Origin of the sequence: Pseudomonas sp. MWU12-2345 (genome assembly GCF_023242385.1) — a bacterium.
Lineage (GTDB): Bacteria > Pseudomonadota > Gammaproteobacteria > Pseudomonadales > Pseudomonadaceae > Aquipseudomonas > Aquipseudomonas gingeri_D.
On the sequence record NZ_JALLJA010000003.1, the window covers coordinates 220,622 to 239,425 of the forward strand.

The 18,804-nt window shown below is 63.8% G+C and carries 17 protein-coding genes and 1 pseudogene; 8 read left to right on the forward strand and 10 right to left on the reverse strand.

Features of this window, described 5'->3' with window-relative positions:
* Nucleotides 1-13: 13 nt before the first annotated feature.
* Both rlmM and tusA read left to right on the forward strand, forming a co-directional pair.
* On the forward strand, nucleotides 14-1,081 hold the full coding sequence (rlmM, locus tag M5C71_RS09425) for a 23S rRNA (cytidine(2498)-2'-O)-methyltransferase RlmM (protein ID WP_248767690.1): 1,068 nt from the start codon (nucleotides 14-16) through the stop codon (nucleotides 1,079-1,081).
* Between the two features lie 26 nt (nucleotides 1,082-1,107).
* Nucleotides 1,108-1,359, forward strand: a complete 252-nt coding sequence (gene tusA / locus M5C71_RS09430; protein ID WP_103499689.1) for a sulfurtransferase TusA — start codon at nucleotides 1,108-1,110, stop codon at nucleotides 1,357-1,359.
* Here the strand turns inward: tusA and M5C71_RS09435 are convergent.
* Nucleotides 1,356-2,765 carry an MATE family efflux transporter gene (locus tag M5C71_RS09435; RefSeq protein WP_103499690.1) on the reverse strand — a complete coding sequence of 470 codons (1,410 nt, stop codon included), beginning with the start codon at nucleotides 2,763-2,765 and terminating at the stop codon, nucleotides 1,356-1,358. The two genes, tusA and M5C71_RS09435, sit on opposite strands and share 4 nt — an antisense overlap.
* A gap of 184 nt (nucleotides 2,766-2,949) precedes the next feature.
* Here M5C71_RS09435 and pdxB point away from each other — a divergent pair, with 184 nt between their 5' ends.
* Nucleotides 2,950-4,092: a 4-phosphoerythronate dehydrogenase PdxB gene (pdxB, locus tag M5C71_RS09440; RefSeq protein WP_103499691.1), complete on the forward strand. Its 1,143-nt coding sequence runs from the start codon at nucleotides 2,950-2,952 to the stop codon at nucleotides 4,090-4,092.
* A gap of 54 nt (nucleotides 4,093-4,146) precedes the next feature.
* On the opposite strand, the gene M5C71_RS09445 is transcribed toward pdxB, so the two are convergent.
* Complete coding sequence (locus M5C71_RS09445) at nucleotides 4,147-4,323, reverse strand: PA1571 family protein (RefSeq protein WP_177103040.1); 177 nt, start codon at nucleotides 4,321-4,323, stop codon at nucleotides 4,147-4,149.
* 258 nt (nucleotides 4,324-4,581) lie between these two features.
* On the opposite strand from M5C71_RS09445, the gene M5C71_RS09450 reads away from it, so the two are divergent.
* Together M5C71_RS09450 and M5C71_RS09455 are read left to right on the forward strand one after the other, a co-directional pair.
* Nucleotides 4,582-6,360 carry an ABC transporter transmembrane domain-containing protein gene (locus M5C71_RS09450; protein WP_248767691.1) on the forward strand — a complete coding sequence of 593 codons (1,779 nt, stop codon included), beginning with the start codon at nucleotides 4,582-4,584 and terminating at the stop codon, nucleotides 6,358-6,360.
* A 63-nt stretch (nucleotides 6,361-6,423) separates the two neighbouring features.
* A pseudogene (locus tag M5C71_RS09455) lies at nucleotides 6,424-6,729 on the forward strand (Fic family protein); the annotation flags it as partial.
* A 230-nt stretch (nucleotides 6,730-6,959) separates the two neighbouring features.
* Here M5C71_RS09455 and M5C71_RS09460 read toward each other — a convergent pair.
* The 7 genes from M5C71_RS09460 to M5C71_RS09490 form a co-directional block, all read right to left on the reverse strand.
* On the reverse strand, nucleotides 6,960-7,241 hold the full coding sequence (locus M5C71_RS09460; RefSeq protein WP_100940553.1) for a pyrimidine/purine nucleoside phosphorylase: 282 nt from the start codon (nucleotides 7,239-7,241) through the stop codon (nucleotides 6,960-6,962).
* An 85-nt stretch (nucleotides 7,242-7,326) separates the two neighbouring features.
* Nucleotides 7,327-7,869, reverse strand: coding sequence for an exonuclease domain-containing protein (locus M5C71_RS09465; RefSeq protein ID WP_103499702.1), 543 nt, complete (start codon nucleotides 7,867-7,869; stop codon nucleotides 7,327-7,329).
* Between the two features lie 69 nt (nucleotides 7,870-7,938).
* Entirely contained in the window at nucleotides 7,939-9,891 is a 1,953-nt protein-coding gene (locus M5C71_RS09470; RefSeq protein WP_248767692.1) for an acetyl/propionyl/methylcrotonyl-CoA carboxylase subunit alpha, read from the reverse strand.
* A 133-nt stretch (nucleotides 9,892-10,024) separates the two neighbouring features.
* Nucleotides 10,025-10,816 (reverse strand): enoyl-CoA hydratase-related protein, encoded by a 792-nt coding sequence (locus tag M5C71_RS09475; RefSeq protein ID WP_103499694.1) that lies wholly within the window; start codon nucleotides 10,814-10,816, stop codon nucleotides 10,025-10,027.
* Nucleotides 10,813-11,970: a citronellyl-CoA dehydrogenase gene (gene atuD / locus M5C71_RS09480; RefSeq protein ID WP_103499695.1), complete on the reverse strand. Its 1,158-nt coding sequence runs from the start codon at nucleotides 11,968-11,970 to the stop codon at nucleotides 10,813-10,815. Before atuD ends, M5C71_RS09475 begins: the two co-directional genes overlap by 4 nt.
* Before the next feature lie 24 nt (nucleotides 11,971-11,994).
* Nucleotides 11,995-13,611 (reverse strand): geranyl-CoA carboxylase subunit beta, encoded by a 1,617-nt coding sequence (atuC, locus tag M5C71_RS09485; protein ID WP_103499696.1) that lies wholly within the window; start codon nucleotides 13,609-13,611, stop codon nucleotides 11,995-11,997.
* 55 nt (nucleotides 13,612-13,666) lie between these two features.
* Nucleotides 13,667-15,451 carry an acyclic terpene utilization AtuA family protein gene (locus M5C71_RS09490; RefSeq protein ID WP_248767693.1) on the reverse strand — a complete coding sequence of 595 codons (1,785 nt, stop codon included), beginning with the start codon at nucleotides 15,449-15,451 and terminating at the stop codon, nucleotides 13,667-13,669.
* Nucleotides 15,452-15,629: 178 nt separating this feature from the next.
* Between M5C71_RS09490 and M5C71_RS09495 the strand changes: the two genes are divergently transcribed.
* Together M5C71_RS09495 and M5C71_RS09500 are read left to right on the forward strand one after the other, a co-directional pair.
* Complete coding sequence (locus M5C71_RS09495; protein ID WP_103499698.1) at nucleotides 15,630-16,253, forward strand: TetR/AcrR family transcriptional regulator; 624 nt, start codon at nucleotides 15,630-15,632, stop codon at nucleotides 16,251-16,253.
* 98 nt (nucleotides 16,254-16,351) lie between these two features.
* Nucleotides 16,352-17,161 (forward strand): transporter substrate-binding domain-containing protein, encoded by an 810-nt coding sequence (locus M5C71_RS09500; protein WP_248767694.1) that lies wholly within the window; start codon nucleotides 16,352-16,354, stop codon nucleotides 17,159-17,161.
* Nucleotides 17,162-17,168: 7 nt separating this feature from the next.
* Here the strand turns inward: M5C71_RS09500 and M5C71_RS09505 are convergent, their stop codons facing one another.
* Nucleotides 17,169-17,717, reverse strand: a complete 549-nt coding sequence (locus tag M5C71_RS09505; protein ID WP_103499700.1) for an RNA polymerase factor sigma-70 — start codon at nucleotides 17,715-17,717, stop codon at nucleotides 17,169-17,171.
* A gap of 298 nt (nucleotides 17,718-18,015) precedes the next feature.
* Here M5C71_RS09505 and M5C71_RS09510 point away from each other — a divergent pair, with 298 nt between their 5' ends.
* Nucleotides 18,016-18,774, forward strand: a complete 759-nt coding sequence (locus M5C71_RS09510) for an alpha/beta fold hydrolase (protein WP_103499701.1) — start codon at nucleotides 18,016-18,018, stop codon at nucleotides 18,772-18,774.
* Nucleotides 18,775-18,804: the final 30 nt, after the last annotated feature.

Below are 18,804 nucleotides of genomic sequence, written 5' to 3' on the forward strand. Positions count from 1 at the left end.
CAGGCTGAGTTCAATGAACACCCTTTTTATGCATTGCCGTCCGGGCTTCGAAGGCGAAGTCTGCTCGGAGATTTCCGAGCACGCCGCGCGCCTGGACGTCCCGGGCTACGCCAAGGCCAAGATCAACAGCGCCTGCGCCGAGTTCGTCTGCAGCGACGACGACGGCGCCCGTCGTCTGATGAACGGCTTGCGTTTCGCCGAGTTGATCTTCCCCCGGCAGTGGGCGCGCGGGCGGTTTATCGACCTCCCGGAAACCGACCGTATCAGCGTGATCCTCGCTGAATTGGCGGCGTGGCCGACGTTCGGCAGCCTCTGGCTGGAAGTGGTCGATACCAACGATGGCAAGGAACTCTCGAACTTCTGCAAGAAATTCGAAGGCCCGCTGCGCAAGGCCCTGGTCCAGGCCGGCAAGCTGGTGGAGGACGCGCACAAGCCGCGCCTGTTGCTGACTTTCAAGAGCGGTCGGGAAGTCTTCCTCGGCCTGGCCGACGCGGACAATTCGGCGATGTGGCCGATGGGCATTCCCCGGCTCAAGTTCCCCAGGAGCGCCCCGAGCCGCTCGACCCTCAAGCTGGAAGAGGCCTGGCACCACTTTATCCCCCGCGACCAGTGGGACGAGCGCCTGCACAGCGACATGACCGGCGTCGACCTCGGCGCCGCGCCCGGCGGCTGGACCTGGCAACTGGTCAACCGGGGCATGCTGGTGACCGCCATCGACAACGGCCCGATGGCCGAAAGCCTGATGGACACCGGCCTGGTCCAGCATCTGATGGCCGACGGCTTCACCTTCAAGCCGAAACAGCCGGTGGACTGGATGGTCTGCGATATCGTCGAGAAACCGGCGCGCAATGCCGCCTTGCTCGAGACCTGGATCGGCGAGGGGCATTGCCGCGAGGCGGTGGTCAACCTCAAGTTGCCGATGAAGCAGCGTTATGCCGAAGTCCGGCGTTTGCTGGAGCGTATCGAAGAGGGCTTCAAGGCCCGTGGCATCCGGGTGGAGATCGGCTGCAAGCAGCTGTACCACGACCGTGAGGAAGTGACCTGCCACTTGCGTCGACTGGATGTGAAAAAAGCTAGATAATGCCGGCCTGGTTTCAGGAGTGAAGCATGACCCAACCCCACGACCCCGCCGTTGACGGCACCCTCGACGCCACCGGGCTCAATTGCCCGGAGCCGGTGATGATGTTGCACCAGCATATCCGCGACCTGGCGCCGGGGGGGCTGCTCAAGGTGATCGCCACCGATCCGTCGACCCGTCGCGATATCCCCAAGTTCTGCGTGTTTCTCGACCATGAACTGGTGGAGCAGCGCGAAGAGGCCGGTACCTACCTGTACTGGATTCGCAAGAAGCTCGACTAGGCAGTCGAGCGGCTCATCCGGATCCGCCTGCGCGCGCTGCGTACCAGGCGGATCGAGAGCATCACCGCCGCGCACGACAATCCCACGATCAAACCCTGCCACAGCCCGCTCGGGCCACTCGGCGCACCCAGCCAGTCGGTCAAGCCGAGGGCGTAGCCCACCGGCAAACCGATGCCCCAATAGGCGAACAACGTCAGGATCATGGTCACCCGGGTGTCCTGGTAACCGCGCAAGGCCCCGGCCGCCGTGACCTGGATCACATCCGAGATCTGGAACAGCGCCGAATACACGATCAGCATGGTTGCCACCTGGATCACCCGCGGATCGTTGGTGTAGAGGGTCGCCAGGTGTTCGCGAAACAGCAGCATCAGGCTCGCCGACAAACAGCCATAAGCCAGCGCCGTGGCCACTCCAACCCCAGCGGTAAAGCGCGCTTCACGGGGCTGTTCGCGGCCCAGGGCCTGGCCGACCCGTACGGTGATGGCCATGCTCAGGGAGTAGGGGACCATAAATACCAGCGAGCTGATGTTCAGGGCAATCTGATGCCCGGCCACCACCGTGGCGCCGAGGCTGCCGATCAACAGGGCGATCACCGAGAAGATGCTGGCCTCGGCGAATACCGCGATGCCGATGGGCAGGCCGATATTCAGCAAACGCTTGATCACCGCCCACTGCGGCCACTCGAAATGGCTGAACACCTGGCTCGGCCGATAGACCTTGGCCCAGCGCACCCAGCCGGCCATGCCGAACAGCATGCACCACATCACGATGGCCGTGGCCCAGCCGCAGCCCGGTCCGCCCATGGCCGGCACGCCGAAGTGCCCATAGATGAACACGTAGTTCAGCGGAATATTCAGCGCCAGCCCGCAGAGGCCCAGGACCATGCTCGGCCGGGTGCGGCCCATGCCGTCGCTGCAGCAGCGCAGCACGTGATAGAGCGCCACCGTCGGCAGGCCGGTACCGATGCCGCGCAGGTAGTCCATGCACGGGCCGATCAGTTCCGGGTCGACCTTCATCAAATGCAGGACCGGCTCGGCGTTGTAGAGGATCACGCCCGCCGCCAGGCCTACCACCAGCGCCAGCCACAGGGCCTGGCGCACCAGCGGGCCGATCTCGGCCGGGGTTCCGGCGCCATGGCGCTGGGCGACCTTGGGGGTGGTCGCCAGCAGGATGCCGGTCATCAGCAGGAACACCGGCACCCAGATCGAGTTACCCAGCGCCACCGCTGCCAGGTCGCGTGGGCTGACCCGGCCGGCCATCACCGCGTCGACGAAGCCCATGGCGGTATGCGCCAGTTGGGCAATGATGATCGGCAGGGCCAGGCCCAGCAGGTTACGCAGTTCCAGGCGGACCCGGGCCGGGCGACTCAGAGGCGGGGTGTCAGATGTTGCAGTGAGGCTGTTCACCGATGATGTATCCAGGCATGACGCGAAAAGCCGCCGATTCTACCTGTTGACGCAGGAGTCAGGTAATCGCCGGTTGTAGCTCATTTGTAAGGTCGAAGTTCCGCCAGGGACAGGAGGCTTGACGCTTGGCTGGCCCTCGGACGCTGACTGCGCCTACACTGCGCCCTTGCCCAAGGAGCCTGCCATGCTGATTGTTGCCGACGAAAATATTCCCCTGATCGATGCCTTCTTTGCCGGTTTTGGCGAGATCCGTCGCTTGCCGGGCCGCAGCATCGACCGGGCGGCGGTGGCCGAGGCGGATGTGTTGCTGGTGCGTTCGGTGACCCCGGTCAGCCGCGAGTTGCTTGAAGGCAGCCCGGTGCGCTTCGTCGGCACCTGCACCATCGGCACCGATCACCTGGACCTCGACTACTTCGAACAGGCCGGCATTCACTGGTCCAGCGCTCCCGGCTGCAATGCTCGTGGAGTGGTCGACTATGTGCTGGGCAGCCTGCTGACCCTGGCGGAAATCGAGGGCGCGGACCTTACCGCGCGCACCTATGGGGTGGTCGGCGCGGGTGAAGTCGGCGGGCGGCTGATCAAGGTCCTGCGCGGGCTGGGCTGGAACGTCCTGGTCTGCGACCCGCCGCGGCAGGCGGCTGGAGGCGGCGATTATGTCAGCCTGGAGCAGATCATCGAGCAGTGCGATGTAATCAGCCTGCACACGCCCTTGACCCGCACGGGCGAGCAACCCACCTGGCATCTGCTCGATCGCCGGCGCCTGGAGCAGCTCAAGCCCGGTACCTGGCTGATCAACGCCGCGCGCGGTCCGGTGGTGGATAACGCCGCGCTGCGCGAAGTGTTGCTGGCCCGCGACGACCTGCAGGCGGTGCTGGACGTCTGGGAGGCCGAGCCGCAAGTGGATGTCGCCCTGGCCGACTTGTGCGTACTGGGCTCGCCGCATATCGCCGGGTATAGCCTCGACGGCAAGCAACGCGGTACCGCGCAGATCTACCAGGCGTTCTGCGCCTTTCTCGACCAGGCTCCCACGGTCGGTCTCGATGAACTGTTGCCCAAGCCCTGGCTGGCGCAGGTCACCCTCAATGCCGGTAGCGACCCGGCCTGGGCCATGGCGATGATCTGTCGCGGGGTCTATGACCCACGACGTGACGATGCGGATTTCCGCCGCAGCCTGACCGGCAACGTGGCCGAGCAGAAGGTCGCGTTCGACCTGCTGCGCAAACACTATCCCGAGCGCCGGGAAATCGAAGGCTTGCCGGTGAAGATCAACGGCGACGACGAAGTGCTGCGCAAGCTGGTGTTGGCCCTGGGGGCTGTCCTGTTGTAGACGCAGGCATAAAAAACCCGGCAGCGAGGCCGGGTCAAGGGGGAGTTAGGGCTGTCAGTCTTGCTCAGCAGGCTTGACCAAGCGCTGTTCCAGTTCGCGGCAGGCGTCCTGGATCATTTCTTCGGTGATCGGCACTTCACGGCCCTGTGCGTCGATAATCGCGCAGCCCAATTTCTGCGGGCAGGGACGAATCACCGGAATCTGGTTGTTGCTGCTGTTTTGCAAATCCATGGCCTGTCTCCTCGCTCAGGTTTCGTCATCAGGTTCAACTAGAGATTATAAGCGTCGCATGACCAGCCTGTGACAACAGGCTACAAGCAGGGCCACGGCACCAGTGCAGCAGAAACCGCCCGTCACCGCCAGAGAGGCTTTAGACCAATACTTTCTAGGGATTAGCATGCACGGTCATAATTAATCCGATTGATTGCGTTTTGCATAAGTTCCTTCCCTGTTCGGTGTAGGCTCTGTCTTCGTCGCCCAACGGATTCCTTGCCCATGCTCTCTGCACGCCATCGCCGCGCCATTCGCCTGGCCAGTCGTTTTGTCGCCCCTTATCGCTGGCAGGCGGCCGGCGCCCTGGTGGCGCTGATCGTCACCGCCGCCATCACCCTGTCCATGGGCCAGGGTATTCGCCTGCTGGTGGACAAGGGGTTCATGACCCAGTCACCGCAGTTGCTCAACCAGTCCATCGGCTTGTTCATGTTGCTGGTCCTGGGCCTGGCGGTGGGCACTTTCGCGCGGTTCTACCTGGTGTCCTGGATTGGCGAGCGGGTGGTGGCGGATATTCGTCGGCAGGTGTTCAACCACCTGATCTACCTGCACCCTGGGTTCTACGAGAACAACCGCAGTTCGGAAATCCAGTCACGCCTGACCGCCGACACCACGCTGTTGCAGTCGGTGATCGGCTCGTCGCTCTCGCTGTTCCTGCGCAATGCGCTGATGGTGATTGGCGGGGTGGTGTTGCTGTTTATCACCAACCCCAAGCTGACCAGCATAGTGGTGGTCGCCTTGCCGCTGGTGCTGGTGCCGATCCTGATCTTTGGTCGCCGGGTGCGTGGCCTGTCGCGGCTGAGCCAGGATCGGATTGCCGATGTCGGCAGCTATGTCAGCGAAACCCTCGGCCAGATCAAGACCGTGCAGGCCTACAACCACCAGGTGCAGGACGAGCAGCGCTTTGCCGTGACCGTCGAGCAGGCCTTCGAGACGGCGCGCAAGCGCATCGTGCAACGGGCCTGGCTGATTACCCTGGTGATCGTGCTGGTGCTGGGCGCGGTGGCGGTGATGCTCTGGGTCGGCGGCATGGACGTGATGGCCGGGAAAATTTCCGGCGGCGAACTGGCGGCCTTTGTCTTCTACAGCCTGATCGTCGGCAGCGCCTTCGGCACCCTCAGCGAGGTGATTGGTGAGTTGCAACGGGCGGCCGGGGCCGGGGAGCGGATCGGCGAACTGTTGCAGTCGAGCAATGAAATCACCGCGCCGGTCGGCGGTGGTGTGAAGCTGGCCGAACGGGTCAGCGGCAACCTGGTGCTGGAGAATCTGCGCTTCAGCTACCCCTCGCGTCCGGATAGCCATGCCATCGATGGCCTGAACCTGACAGTCAGGGCTGGAGAGACCCTGGCCCTGGTCGGGCCGTCGGGGGCGGGTAAATCCACGGTGTTCGACCTGTTGTTGCGTTTCTACGATCCACAACAGGGGCGCCTGCTGCTCGACGGTCAGCCCTTGACCGAGCTGGACCCGCAGGACTTGCGTCGTTGTTTTGCGCTGGTTTCGCAAAGCCCGGCGCTGTTCTTTGGCAGCGTCGAGGAAAATATCCGCTACGGCAACCCGGCGGCCAGCGACGCCCAGGTCCGCGAGGCGGCACGTATCGCCCATGCCCACGAATTTATCGAGCAAATGCCCGAGGGCTATCGCACGCACCTGGGGGATGGTGGGTTGGGGCTGTCCGGCGGCCAACGGCAACGCCTGGCGATTGCCAGGGCATTGCTGGTGGATGCGCCGATCCTGTTGCTGGACGAAGCCACCAGTGCCCTCGATGCCCAGAGCGAACACTTGATTCAGGAAGCGCTGCCAAGCCTGATGCACGGCCGCACCACCCTGGTGATCGCCCACCGCCTGGCCACGGTACAGAACGCCGACCGGATCGCGGTGATGGACCAGGGCAAGCTGGTGGCGATCGGCACCCACTCCCAGTTGATCGCGAGCAACCCGTTGTACGCGCGGCTGGCGGCGTTGCAGTTCAATGCGCGGGAGCCAGTGGGGCAAGAGTGATGTGCTTGAACTTCCGGGTTCGGGCATTATGACGGGCCTTCGCCAGCCATCCCGGATGAGGATATGTCCTGCTATCAGCCGCCTTTGACCTTGACGCCCCGCATGTTTTCGCTGGTAGTCGGTATCAGTGAGCAACTGGGGCAGTTGTCGGCGGTGCGCAACGAACAGCTCACGCCACAACTGCGTCGCGGCAATCGCATTCGGACGATCCAGGCGTCGTTGGCCATCGAGAACAACACCTTGAGCCTGGAGCAGGTCACGGCGGTACTCGATGGCAAGAAGGTCCTGGGGTTGCCGCGGGAAATCCAGGAAGTGCGCAACGCCTTTGCGGCCTATGAGGCGATGCCGGATTGGCGACCCGAGAGTCGAGATGTCGCGTCTTGAGCTGAACCATCGCGCGAGCTTTCGCAGCACTTATCTGGGACCGGCGCTGGTGTCCGGGTGTGTGGAGATGACGGACCCGGACTCACCGCGCAGTCCTGCGCAGAAGTATCGGTTGACCGAGAAGGGGCGGGCCAGGGTTCGCCCTTGACCACCTGGCATCGGGACAATGCCAGACGGGATGTTCTCAAGGGCTGGGGACAGTCAGCGTTGCTGACTCAGCGGTATTCGCACAGATAAGCGGTGTCCACGGCGACTTTCAGCTGGAACTTGCTGTTGGCCGGTACGTTGAACTGGCTGCCGGTTTCGAAGGTTTCCCAGGTGCTGCTGTCGGGCAGCTTGACGGTCAGGGAACCGGAGATCACGTGCATGATCTCGCGCTGGGCGGTGCCGAATTCGTATTCGCCCGCGGCCATCACGCCGATGGTGGCGGCGCCTTCGGCTTGTGCGAAGGCAATCGACTTGACGGTGCCGTCGAAGTACTCGTTGACTTTAAACATGGGCGATTCCTCGAAATGAGCTGAAAAATTGGGCCGATCAGTATGCCCAAGGCGTTTTGCCTCGTCACGCGTTGAAGAGGGGTATTCAGTTCGGCAGGCTCAACGGCAGCAGGCGCGCGGTATTGCGTGCATCCTCCAGTGCCCGGTGCTGCTGGCCATTGAATTGCAGTCCGGCCAGTTGCAAGGCGCCGTTCAGGCCCAGCGGCCGCTCCAGGCGCCTTGCCTTGGCGAAGCGCTGCTTGAGGTTGATATGCGGCACCTGGCCCAGGGCACTCGACAGCCCGAGCTGTCGCCAGTCCTGTTCCAGCTGCCGACGGTCGTAGTCGCCCCAGCTGGCCCAGCCTTCCAAGCGCGTCTGGTGCTGGCCCAGCCAGCGCTCGAACAGCGGCCAGACCTCGCCCAGTGGCGCCGCACCGTCGATCTGCGCCTGGCTGATATGGGTCAGCTCGCGGCAGAAGAGGGTCAGCAGGGGACGGCGCAGGGGCCTGACAAAACGCTGGAAGTGGTCCAGCTCGCGGCCTTCACGGTTGACCAGGGTGGCGCCGATTTCGATGATTTCCATCTCGGCCAGCGGCCAGCCCCCATCATCCGTCGTGGCTTCCAGATCAATCACCAGCCAGTGGGGCATCTCAAGCTCCGAATACAGCATCCTAGTCGGACTCAAGCGTAGCCAAAGGCGCTTGATCCGCCTAGCGGCTTATTCGACTTCCAGCAGGATCTGGCGGTTTTTTACCTGATCGCCCTGGATAACCCGTACTCGCCGCACCACACCCTCCACTCCTGACTTGAGCGGATGCTCCATTTTCATGGCCTCCAGCACCAGCAGCAGCTGGCCTTTGCTGACCGGGCTGCCTTCGCTGACCAGTACCTGGACGATGGCGCCGTCCATCGGTGCTTGCAGTATGCCCGAGCCGATAGCGCCCGGTGCTTGCACGGGGGCGTGGGTACGATCGCGCAGGTGCAGGCTGCCGGGGCCGGTGCAAAGCCAGAGCTGGTCGCCGTCAAGGCGGTAGGCGTAGCGCCGGAGCACACCGTCGATCTGCACCCGTACCCAGCGTGCATCGCGCTCCAGTATCCGTAGTTCGACGCGCTCATCGGCTCGTTGAACCCGCAGTGCCGCGCCGGGACGATCGGTGAGCAACAGATCGAAGTGGCTGTCTTCCAGCGCCAGTCGACAGGGGCGCGGGACGCTGGCGGTGTTGCTCCAGCCCGACAGCCCGGGCGCATGTCGGTCAGCCGCCTGCCGATAGAACAGCGCGGCGGCCAGGGCCAGCTCCACCGTCGAGGGGACATAACTTGGGTGTTCACTGAAATGTTCGTCGATAAAGGCGGTACTGAATCGGCCTTCGACAAAGCGCGGATGTTTCAGCAACCGCACCAGCAGACGCTGATTGCTGGCAATCCCCAGCAGCACGCAATCCTCGACCGTCCGCAACAATTTGCGCCGGGCTTCTTCGCGGGTTGCGCCGTGGGCGATCAGCTTGCCCAGCAGTGGATCATAGAACGGGCTGATGGCGTCGCCCTCGACCAGGCCGTGATCGATCCGTACGCCCGCCATCGGTGCCGGTTCCCAGCCGAGGATCCGTCCGGTTTGCGGGAGGAAGTCCCGGGTCGGATCCTCCGCATACAGGCGCACTTCAATGGCATGGCCCTTGAACTCGACCTGTTCCTGGCGCAGCGGCAGCGGCAGGCCGGCGGCGACATTGATCTGCCAGGCCACAAGGTCCAGGCCGGTGATCATTTCGCTGACCGGGTGTTCGACCTGCAAGCGGGTGTTCATTTCCAGGAAATAGAACCGGCCGCTGGCATCCAGCAGGAATTCCACGGTGCCGGCACCGACATAGTTCACCGCGCGGCCGGCCTTCAGCGCCGCCTCGCCCATGGCCTGGCGCAGTTCGGCGGTCATCACCGGGCAGGGCGCCTCCTCGATGACCTTCTGGTGACGGCGCTGGATCGAGCAGTCCCGTTCGCCGAGATGGATCAGCTGGCCATGCTGGTCGCCGAACAGCTGGATTTCCACATGGCGCGGTTCGACCAGCGCCTGTTCCAGGATCAGTTCGTCGCTGCCGAAGGCGTTCAGGGCTTCCGAGCGGGCGGAGTGGAGCTGTTGCGCCAACTCCTCGGTCCGTTGCACCAGGCGCATGCCGCGTCCGCCGCCGCCGGCGCTGGCCTTGATCATCAACGGATAACCGAGGCGTTCGGCTTCGCGGGCGAGGGTCGCGTCATCCTGTTCCGCACCCTGGTAGCCGGCGATGCACGGCACGCCGGCGGCGAGCATGGCGATTTTCGACAGGCGCTTGCTGCCCATCAGGGCGATGGCGGTGGGGCTGGGGCCGATAAAAGTCAGGCCGGCGTCCAGGCAGGCCTGGGCGAAGGCGGCGTTTTCCGAAAGCAGGCCGTAGCCGGGGTGGAGCGCATCGGCACCGGTCTTGCGGGCGGCGTCGAGCAGGGCGGCGCTGTTCAGGTAGGACTGGGTGACCGGGGGCGGGCCGATGCAGACTGCTTCGTCGGCCAGTTGCACATGACGGGCCTGGGTGTCGGCTTCGCTGAACACGGCGACGGTGCGATAGCCCAGGGCCTGGGCGCCGAGGATGATCCGGCAGGCGATTTCACCGCGGTTGGCGATCAGGATTTTATGGAAGGCGGGCATGGGGAGATCCTTTGGTTGTGTGTTGCCAGTGATGCCGTCTTCGCTGGCAAGCCCTGCTCCTACAAATTTGTGTCGTACTCTCGTTTTGTGTTCGACTCGGATCTGTAGGAGCAGGGCTTGCCCGCGAAGCTTTTCAGGGCTGCCAACGCGGTGCCCGTTTCTGCACAAAGGCCAATGTCCCCTCGGCCCCTTCCTCTCCGGTCACCGCCTGTGCAAACCACTCGGCCGCCCGATCCAGCAAAGGCCCCAACGGCTGCTCATCGAGCAACAACGCCTTGGTCAGCGCATTCGCCCCCGGCGCGCAGCGCAGCACCTGGACGATCACTGTCTCCAGGCGTGTGTCCAGGGCCTGCTCGTCCGCCTCGACAAAATGCACCAGCCCCAAACGTCCGGCCTCATTCCCATCGAGCCGTGCCGCAGTCAGTGCCAATCGCCGTGCCTGGGTCAAACCGATCCGCCTTACCACGAACGGCGCAATCTGCGCCGGTAATACCCCCAGGCTGGTTTCCGGCAAGCCCAAGCCGGCGCTGCTCTGGGCGATGGCGATATCGCTGACACAAGCCAATCCCAAACCGCCACCCAGCACCGCCCCTTGCAGCACGGCGATCACCACCTGCGGGGCGCTCTGGGTTTCCTCCAGCAAGGCACCGAATGCCCGGTTCAACTCACGGCAGGCCTCCACACCCGCGTCCCGCGCCCGGGCCATATCCTGAAGATCGCCACCGGCACAGAAATGCCCGCCGGCGCCCCGCAACACCAGCACGCGAACGCTGTGATCAAGGCGCACGGCGGCGAGGGTCGCGCGCAGCTCGTCGACCATCTGCCGGTTCATCGCGTTACGGCTGTCCGGACGAGCAAGGGTGATCCGCAGCACGCCGCCTTCCAAAGCCAGGCGCAAGGTCCGGCACACCGGCAGGGCAATCACCGCTTTTTCCCCGGCAAGCTGCCCATCAACTTGCAGATGATCCCCAGCATGATCTCGTCGGCACCGCCGCCAATCGACACCAGGCGCATATCGCGATAGGCCCGGGCCACCGGGTTGTCCCACATAAAGCCCATGCCGCCCCAATATTGCAGGCAACTGTCGCTGACCTCGCGACCCAGGCGCCCGGCCTTGAGCTTGGCCATGGAGGCCAACCGGGTCACATCCTGCCCGTTGATGTACTGCTCGGTGGCCTGGTAGACCAGCGCCCGCAGCGCTTCAATCTCGGTCGACAGCTCCGCCAGGCGGAAGTGAATGACCTGGTTGTCGATCAGCGGTGCGCCGAAGGTCTGGCGCTCCTTGCAGTAGGCCAGGGTGCTGTCGACGCAATACTCCAGTCCCTTGATCATATTGGCCGCGCCGAACAGCCGTTCCTCCTGGAACTGCAACATCTGCATCATGAAACCCGCGCCTTCCTGGCCGATGCGGTTGCGCTGGGGCACCCGCACATTGTCGAAAAACACCTGGGCGGTTTCCGAACTGCGCATGCCGAGCTTGTCCAGGTGCGGGCTAAGGCTGATCCCGGGACTGTCCATCGGCACCATGATCAACGACTTGTTCAGATGCGGCTTGTCGTCCGAGGTATTGGCCAGCAGGCACATGAAGTCGGCGCAGGGCGAATTGGTGATCCACATCTTGCTGCCGTCGATCACATAGTCGTCGCCGTCCTTGCGCGCGCGGGTCTTGAGCCCGGCGACATCGGAGCCGGCACCGACCTCGGACACGCCGATGCAACCCACCTGTTCGCCACGGATCGCCGGAATAAGGAACTGCTCGCGCAGTTCATCGGAACCGAAGCGCGCCAGGGCCGGGGTGCACATATCGGTCTGCACGCCGATGGACATGGGAATCCCGCCGCAATGAATGGTGCCGAACTCCTCGGCGGCGACGATGGAATAGCTGTAGTCCAGGCCCAGGCCGCCGAAGGCTTGCGGCTTGGAGATACCGAGCAGGCCCAGCTCGCCGGCCTTGCGGAAAATCTCATGAATGGGAAAGCGTCCGGCTTTCTCCCACTCGTCGACATGGGGGTTGATATCGCGTTCGACGAACTGGCGCACGGTGCGCCGCAGGGCTTCATGTTCCTGGGTGAAGATCATTTCCTTGTTCTCCGTGATCGTTGATCAGAACCGCGCCACGCCAAAGCTATTGGGTTGTAGCTGACGAACCTCGGCTTCGTGGCAGATATCCAGCAAATAACCCAGCAGCGTGCGACTGTCCCGAGGGTCTATCAGGCCGTCGTCCCACAGGTTGGCCGTGCCATAGAGCGCGGTGGACTGGCTGTCGAGCTTCTGCGCGGTCATCTGTTCCAGCCCGTCGAGCATCTTGGTGTCGGGCTCCAGGCCGTCCTTGAGCTGCCGCGCCTCGGTGACGATGCGCAGCACCTTGCCGGCCTGGGCGCCGCCCATCACCGCCGTACGGCTGCCGGGCCAGGCGAAGATAAAACGCGGGTCCAGGCCGCGGCCGCACATGGCGTAGTTGCCGGCGCCATAGGAACCGCCGACCACCAGGGTCAATTTCGGCACCCGGGCGTTGGCCACCGCCTGGATCATCTTCGCCCCGTGCTTGATCACCCCCTGTTGCTCGGCCTCGGTGCCGACCATGAAGCCGGTGGTGTTATGCAGGAACACCAAGGGCGTGCGGCTCTGGTCGCAGAGCTGGATAAACTGCGCCGCCTTGCTCGCGCCCTTGGGCGTGATCGGGCCGTTATTGCCGATCAGGCCGCAGGGCCGGCCCTGGATCTGCAGATGGCCGCAGATTGTCTGGGTGTCGAACTCGGCCTTGAATTCGAGGAAGTTCGAGCCGTCGGCCAGGCGGGCGACGATCTCGCGCACGTCATAGGGTTTTTTCGGGTCGTCGGGGATCAGTCCGAGCAGCTCGTCGATGGGGTAGAGCGGTTCGGTCCAGGTCCTGGCGGCTGTGATCGGCAGTCGGTCGTTCCAGGGCAGTTGGGCGATGATTTCCCGGGCGATACGCACGCCGTCGGCATCGTTTTGCGCCAGGTATTCGGCGGTGCCGGCCACCTGGGCATGCATCTGCGCGCCGCCGAGTTCCTCGTCGGTCGCCACTTCACCGGTGGCCGCCTTGAGCAATGGGGGACCTGCGAGAAACAAGCGGGCCTTGCCACGGACCACCACCACATAATCCGAGAGCCCCGGTTGATAGGCGCCGCCCGCCGTCGCCGAGCCGTGGACCACGGTGATCTGTGGCAGGCCCATTGCCGACATCCGCGCTTGATTGGCGAAACTGCGCGCGCCTTCGACGAAAATCTCCGCCGCGTAGTTGAGGTTGGCCCCGCCGCTTTCGGCCAGGGTGATCACCGGCAGTTTGTTTTCCAGGGCAATCTGTTGCAGGCGCAGGGTCTTTTTCAGGCCGCTGGGGGAAATGGTCCCGCCCTTGATCGCGCTGTTGTTGACTACCACCAGCACGCGCACGCCGCAGACATGGCCGATACCGGCAATCAGGCCGCCACCGGCGAGGCTGCCATCCTTGTCGTCGTGCAACTTGTAGCCGGCGAGGCTGGCCAGTTCGAGAAACGGCGCGCCGGGGTCGAGCAGCAGGTTCAGGCGTTCCCGGGGCAGCAACTGACCCCGGCCGGTGAATTTCTCCCGCGCGCTTTCGGCCTTGTCCAGCAGGTTCTGTTCCAGTTGGCGGATCTGCCCGAGGCCGGCGAGCATGGCCTGGCGATGACGGGCGAAATCCTCGCCATGGTCATCGAGCCGGGATTCGATCACGGGCATGGGATTCTCCTGGGTGCTTGATCGAACAGGGATGCACAGGTCACGGTGACAGTCCTCAAGCCAGTTGATCGGCAATCTGTCGTGGCACGGGAATCTGGATTTCCAACAGTTGCTGGGCGAAGGCCTTGCCCTGGGGATCGATGCGCAAGCTGGCGATACCGCCGCCGCCCAGGGCGTTTTCCAGCAGAAAATTCAGGCTGTGGCTGCCGGGCAGGTACCAGCGTTCGACACGGCCATGGGTGGGGTCGAGGACATGGCCCATCCAGTCCACCACCACCGCCGGGGTCAAGGCCTCGGCGATCCACGGCAGATAGTCGGGGTGCCGCGCCATGACCCCGATATTGCTGTGATTGCCCTTGTCGCCAGAGCGCGCCACCGCCAGTTTCACCAGGGGCACATTGGCTTCGGCACGGCCCTGTGGCCTGGGCGGTTGCAGGTCTTCGGCAATGGTTTGCATGGCGCTCGAGGCGGGCAGGGCGACGGCATGCGCCTGGCCGTCGAGATGCACGCTCAATGTGCAGGCCTCTTTATCGATCAGGAAGGAAAACAGGCGGATCAGCGGGGATACCGTGGGGCGTCCGCCGAGGATCCCGCTCAGCCCCGGGGCCATGCCGGTGGCGGCCTGGGCGATCTCCCGGGAAAACAGCAGCAGGGCCTGGCGCTCGGGATGACGCACCGCCAGCTTGATCACCACCTCGCGGCTGTCCTGGCGGCGGCCATGGGGCCCGTAGGTGGCTTCGCTGCCGAGCAGTTCGCTGCTGACTTCGCTGTAGGGCGGCCAGCCGCGGGCGCCGAGCATTTCACTGGTCTTGTCGAGGATCGCCTGGCTGACCCGGCGGGCCTTGGCCACGGCGTCAATCCCGGCCATCAGGCAGCTGGCGGTACAGCGGAATCCATCAGGATAGGTGGCGCAGACCTTGTATTGCGCGGTCGGTGGCAAGCCCCTGGCGCCGCTGACGCTGACGCGATTGGCGGCCTGCTGCACAAGCCGGACCCGGGTGAAATCGCAAATGACATCCGGCAGCAGATAGGCCCTGGGATCGCCGATTTCGTAGAGCAGTTGCTCGCCCACGGTCAGCGGCGTCACCAGACCGCCGGAACCTTCAGGCTTGCTGACAACGAAGTGGCTGTCGGCGCTGACCTCGACAATGGGAAAACCGATGTGCTCGTAGTCCGGCACCTCGCGCCAATCGGTGAAGTTGCCGCCGGTGCACTGCGCGCCGCACTCGATGATATGCCCGGCGAGGGCGGCCTGGGCCAGCTTGTCGTAGTCCTGCCAGGACCAGCCGAATTCATGCACCAGGGCGGCACTGACCAGCGCGCTGTCGACCACCCGCCCGGTGATCACCACATCCGCGCCCAGGCTTAGTGCATGGGCGATGCCCGGCGCGCCGAGGTAGGCGTTGGTCGACACACAGTGCGCGGGCAGCGCGGTGCCGTTGAACATTTCGTGAGTGTCGCTCGCGGCCAGTTGCCGAAGTTGTGGTTGCAGGTCGTCGCCCAGCAGCACGGCGATCTTCAGCGGCACTCCGGCGGCGTTGCAGGCCGCTTGCAGGGCTGCGGCGCAAGCCTGTGGATTGACCCCGCCGGCATTGCTGATCACACGGATTTCCTGGCGGGCGATCTCGCCGAGCAAGGGCCGCAGGACCTCGACGAAGTCCGTCGCATAACCGGCGCCGGGGTCTTTCATCCGCGCCCCGGCCATGATCGACATCGTCACTTCCGCCAGATAGTCGAACACCAGGTAGTCCAGGCGCCCGCCTTCGACCAACTGCGCCGCCGCGCTGCTGGTATCGCCCCAGAACGCACTGGCGCAACCGACACGAACCCTTGCCTTCATCAGAGCCGCCTCCGAAAATCCCTGGACGAGACTACCAAGCAAGCGCTTGGTTTGTAAATCCCACCGGTCCGTTCACCCCAAGCGCTTGCTTGGCTGTCCTTGTAGGCTTAAATTGCGCGCAACCTCCCTCCTGCGGTGGGCCGAGGGTGGGACGCCGTAGAGTCATGAGGAAAATGCCGTGAACGAGCAACAAGCCCAGCGTGTCATGCGCGAACTGGTCAGCGCCGGACAACTGACCGACCCGGACAGCGCCCGCGGCAAATTGCTGCAGACCGCGGCCCACCTGTTTCGCAGCCAGGGCTTCGACCGCACCACGGTGCGCGACCTGGCCAGTGCCATCGGCATCCAGTCCGGCAGCCTGTTCCATCACTTCAAAAGCAAGGACGAAATCCTGCGCGCGGTGATGGAGGAGACTATCGTCTACAACACGGCCCTGATGCGTGCGTCGCTGGCCGAAGCCGGCAGCCTGCGTGAACGGGTGCTGGCGTTGATCCGTTGTGAACTGCAGTCGATCATGGGCGGCACCGGTGAAGCCATGGCGGTGCTGGTCTATGAATGGCGCTCGTTGTCCGAGCAGGGGCAGGCCAAGGTCCTGGCCTTGCGCGATCTCTACGAGCAGATCTGGCTCCAGGTGCTGGGCGAAGCCCGCGATGCCGGCTATATCAAGGGCGACGTGTTCATCACCCGGCGCTTCCTGACCGGCGCCTTGTCCTGGACCACCACCTGGTTTCGACCCCAGGGCAGCCTGACGCTGGACCAACTGGCCGAAGAGGCTTTGATGTTGATTCTCAAAGACTCGTGATGTTGCTGCGCAAGTCATTAATTAGCGGGCGGAAAGTTGTCTAAGTTGGGAAAACCGCCTAGTTTGATGCCACGATTTTTTTCCTGAGGTGTGTGCCTTTGAACGTCCTGCCTGTGCGCACGGTTTCCCGGATCCTGTTGTTGGCGCTCTCGGTGTTGGTGGTCTTGCCGGTTTCGGCGGCCCAACTGGTTCGTATCGGCGCCGCGCATTTCCCGCCCTACACCATCCGACCCGAGCAGGGCGCCGATACCGGCTTGTTGCCGCAGCTGGCCGAGGCCTTGAACAAGTTGCAGAGCGATTACCAGTTCACCCTGGTGCCGACCTCGATTCCGCGTCGTTTCGGTGATCTGCAGCAGGGCCGGACCGATATGGCGATCTTCGAGAATCCGGCCTGGGGCTGGAAGGATATTCCGCATACAGCGGTCGACATGGGGCTGGAGGACGCCGAAGTGTTTGTCGCCCAGCGTGAGCCGGATCGCAACGAAAGCTACTTTGCCGACCTCAAGGGCAAGCGCCTGGCCCTGTTCAGCGGTTACCACTACGAGTTTGCCAGCTTCAACGCCGACCCCAAGTTCCTCGCCGACACCTACAACGCCACCCTGACGTACTCCCATGACGCCAATCTGCTGATGGTGCTGCGCGGGCGGGCCGATATCGCCTTGGTGACCCGCTCCTACCTGTCCGACTACCTGATCCGCAACCCGGATGTGGCCAAGGAGTTGCTGATCTCCGAGCGGATCGACCAGGTCTACCATCACTACGCGATCCTGCGTCCGCAAGCGCCCATCAGTGGCGAGGCGTTCGGCAAGCTGTTGCAGCGCCTGCATGACAGCGGCGAGTTGCTGAAAATCTTCCAGCCTTATCGCATCACGGTGATGCCGGCCGCTGCTGCGGTGGCGGGCCAGTAGTCCCTGCTTAACGTCCTGCCAGGCTGTTGCCGCGGGTTCCCGAGACCTTGCGGCAATGCACCAGCGCATCGCGAATCATAAAGTTCACCAGGGTCGGTGAAACCCCCAACTCCTTGGCGATGTCCTTCTGCGGCACGCCGTGCAGCCGGTACATCTCGAACGCATAGCGGGTGCGCTGCGGCAACTCGCCGAGGGCATCGGCGATATTTTCCAGTGTGCGGAAATTGATGTGCGAGTTTTCCGGCGACGCACCCTGGACCACCACATTCAAGCCTTCCTCTTCCGGCCCCGAATACCTCAACTCCAGCGCCTGCTTGCGGTAGTGGTCGATGGCCAGGTTGCGCACGATCTGGAACAGGTAGCTCAACTGGGCCTTGAACGAGGAGGTGATCTGCGGCGCCGACTGCAGGCGGAAAAACGCGTCCTGCACCACGTCCTCGGCGCGAGAGCGGCAGCCGGTGATGCGCGCGGCAATCTTGACCAGGATCAGACGGTTGTCGACAAAGGCCTGCAGTAGCGGTGAGTCGCACTTGCTTGTGGGTACATGTTCCATCATGGAAATCACCTTGTAGCGAGTAGGTAGCGGGGCAGTGCCGTGAGAGGTGCCCGGCGTGGCGGACATAAAAGTAGGATGAATGATAATGATTGTCAAATGAGAAAAATAACTAATCATATTGTGTGCCGCTTGATACCTGCCTGTTCATTGTGCTCTGCCACCGGCCTTGCAGAGGGCGACCGGGACTAATTATTCCCTCGGGCCATCCGTTCTCATGGAGAACAGGCCGGGCACCCGCACGGTCCAGGATCGGTATCTTCGAGGAGGGCGACATGGTTTTCATCAAGGGTGGCTGGGCATGAACACCTCCCCCGGACTGCGACTGTTCTGCCTTCCTTACTCCGGTGCCAGCGCCACGTTCTACCACCGCTGGCGGCGCAAGCTGCCGCAGTGGCTGCAGGTCTCGCCGCTGGAGTTGCCGGGGCGCGGCATGCGCATGAACCAGCCGCTGCAAAGCGATATCAGGACCCTGGCCGGGCAGTTGGCCGAGGAGATCGCCGTTGATCTCGACCAGCCCTATGCCGTGTTCGGCCACAGCCTTGGCGGCCTGCTGGCGTTCGAGTTGCTGCACGTCCTGCACGAGCGTGGCTTGCCGCTGCCGTTGGCGCTGTTCGTTTCGGCGACCGCCGGGCCGGTGCGGCGCGATGTCAGCCAGTACGCCGTGGCGAAAACCGATGAACAACTGCTCGAGCGGCTGCGCGAACTCAAGGGCACGGCCGAGGAAACCCTGGCCAACCGCGACCTGATGCAGTTGATGCTGCCAATCCTGCGCGCCGACTTCCTGCTCTGCGGCAGTTTCAGCTACGGCCAGCGCGCGCCGCTGCCGCTGCCGATCCATGTGTTCGGCGGCAAGCAGGACAGTATCCGCGCCGATGAGCTGCTCGACTGGCAGGAAGAAACCGGCACCGGTTTCTCCCTGGATATGTTCGACGGTCATCACTTCTACCTGATCGATCAGGAAGCCGCGCTGCTGCGTTGCCTGCGGCGTTATGCCGACGAGCATCTGGCCCGCTGGCGTAATGGCACGCGGCGTCAGTTGGCCTGGGCGACGGGCTGACCCGGGGCTTTGCGCCTCACCTTTATTTTT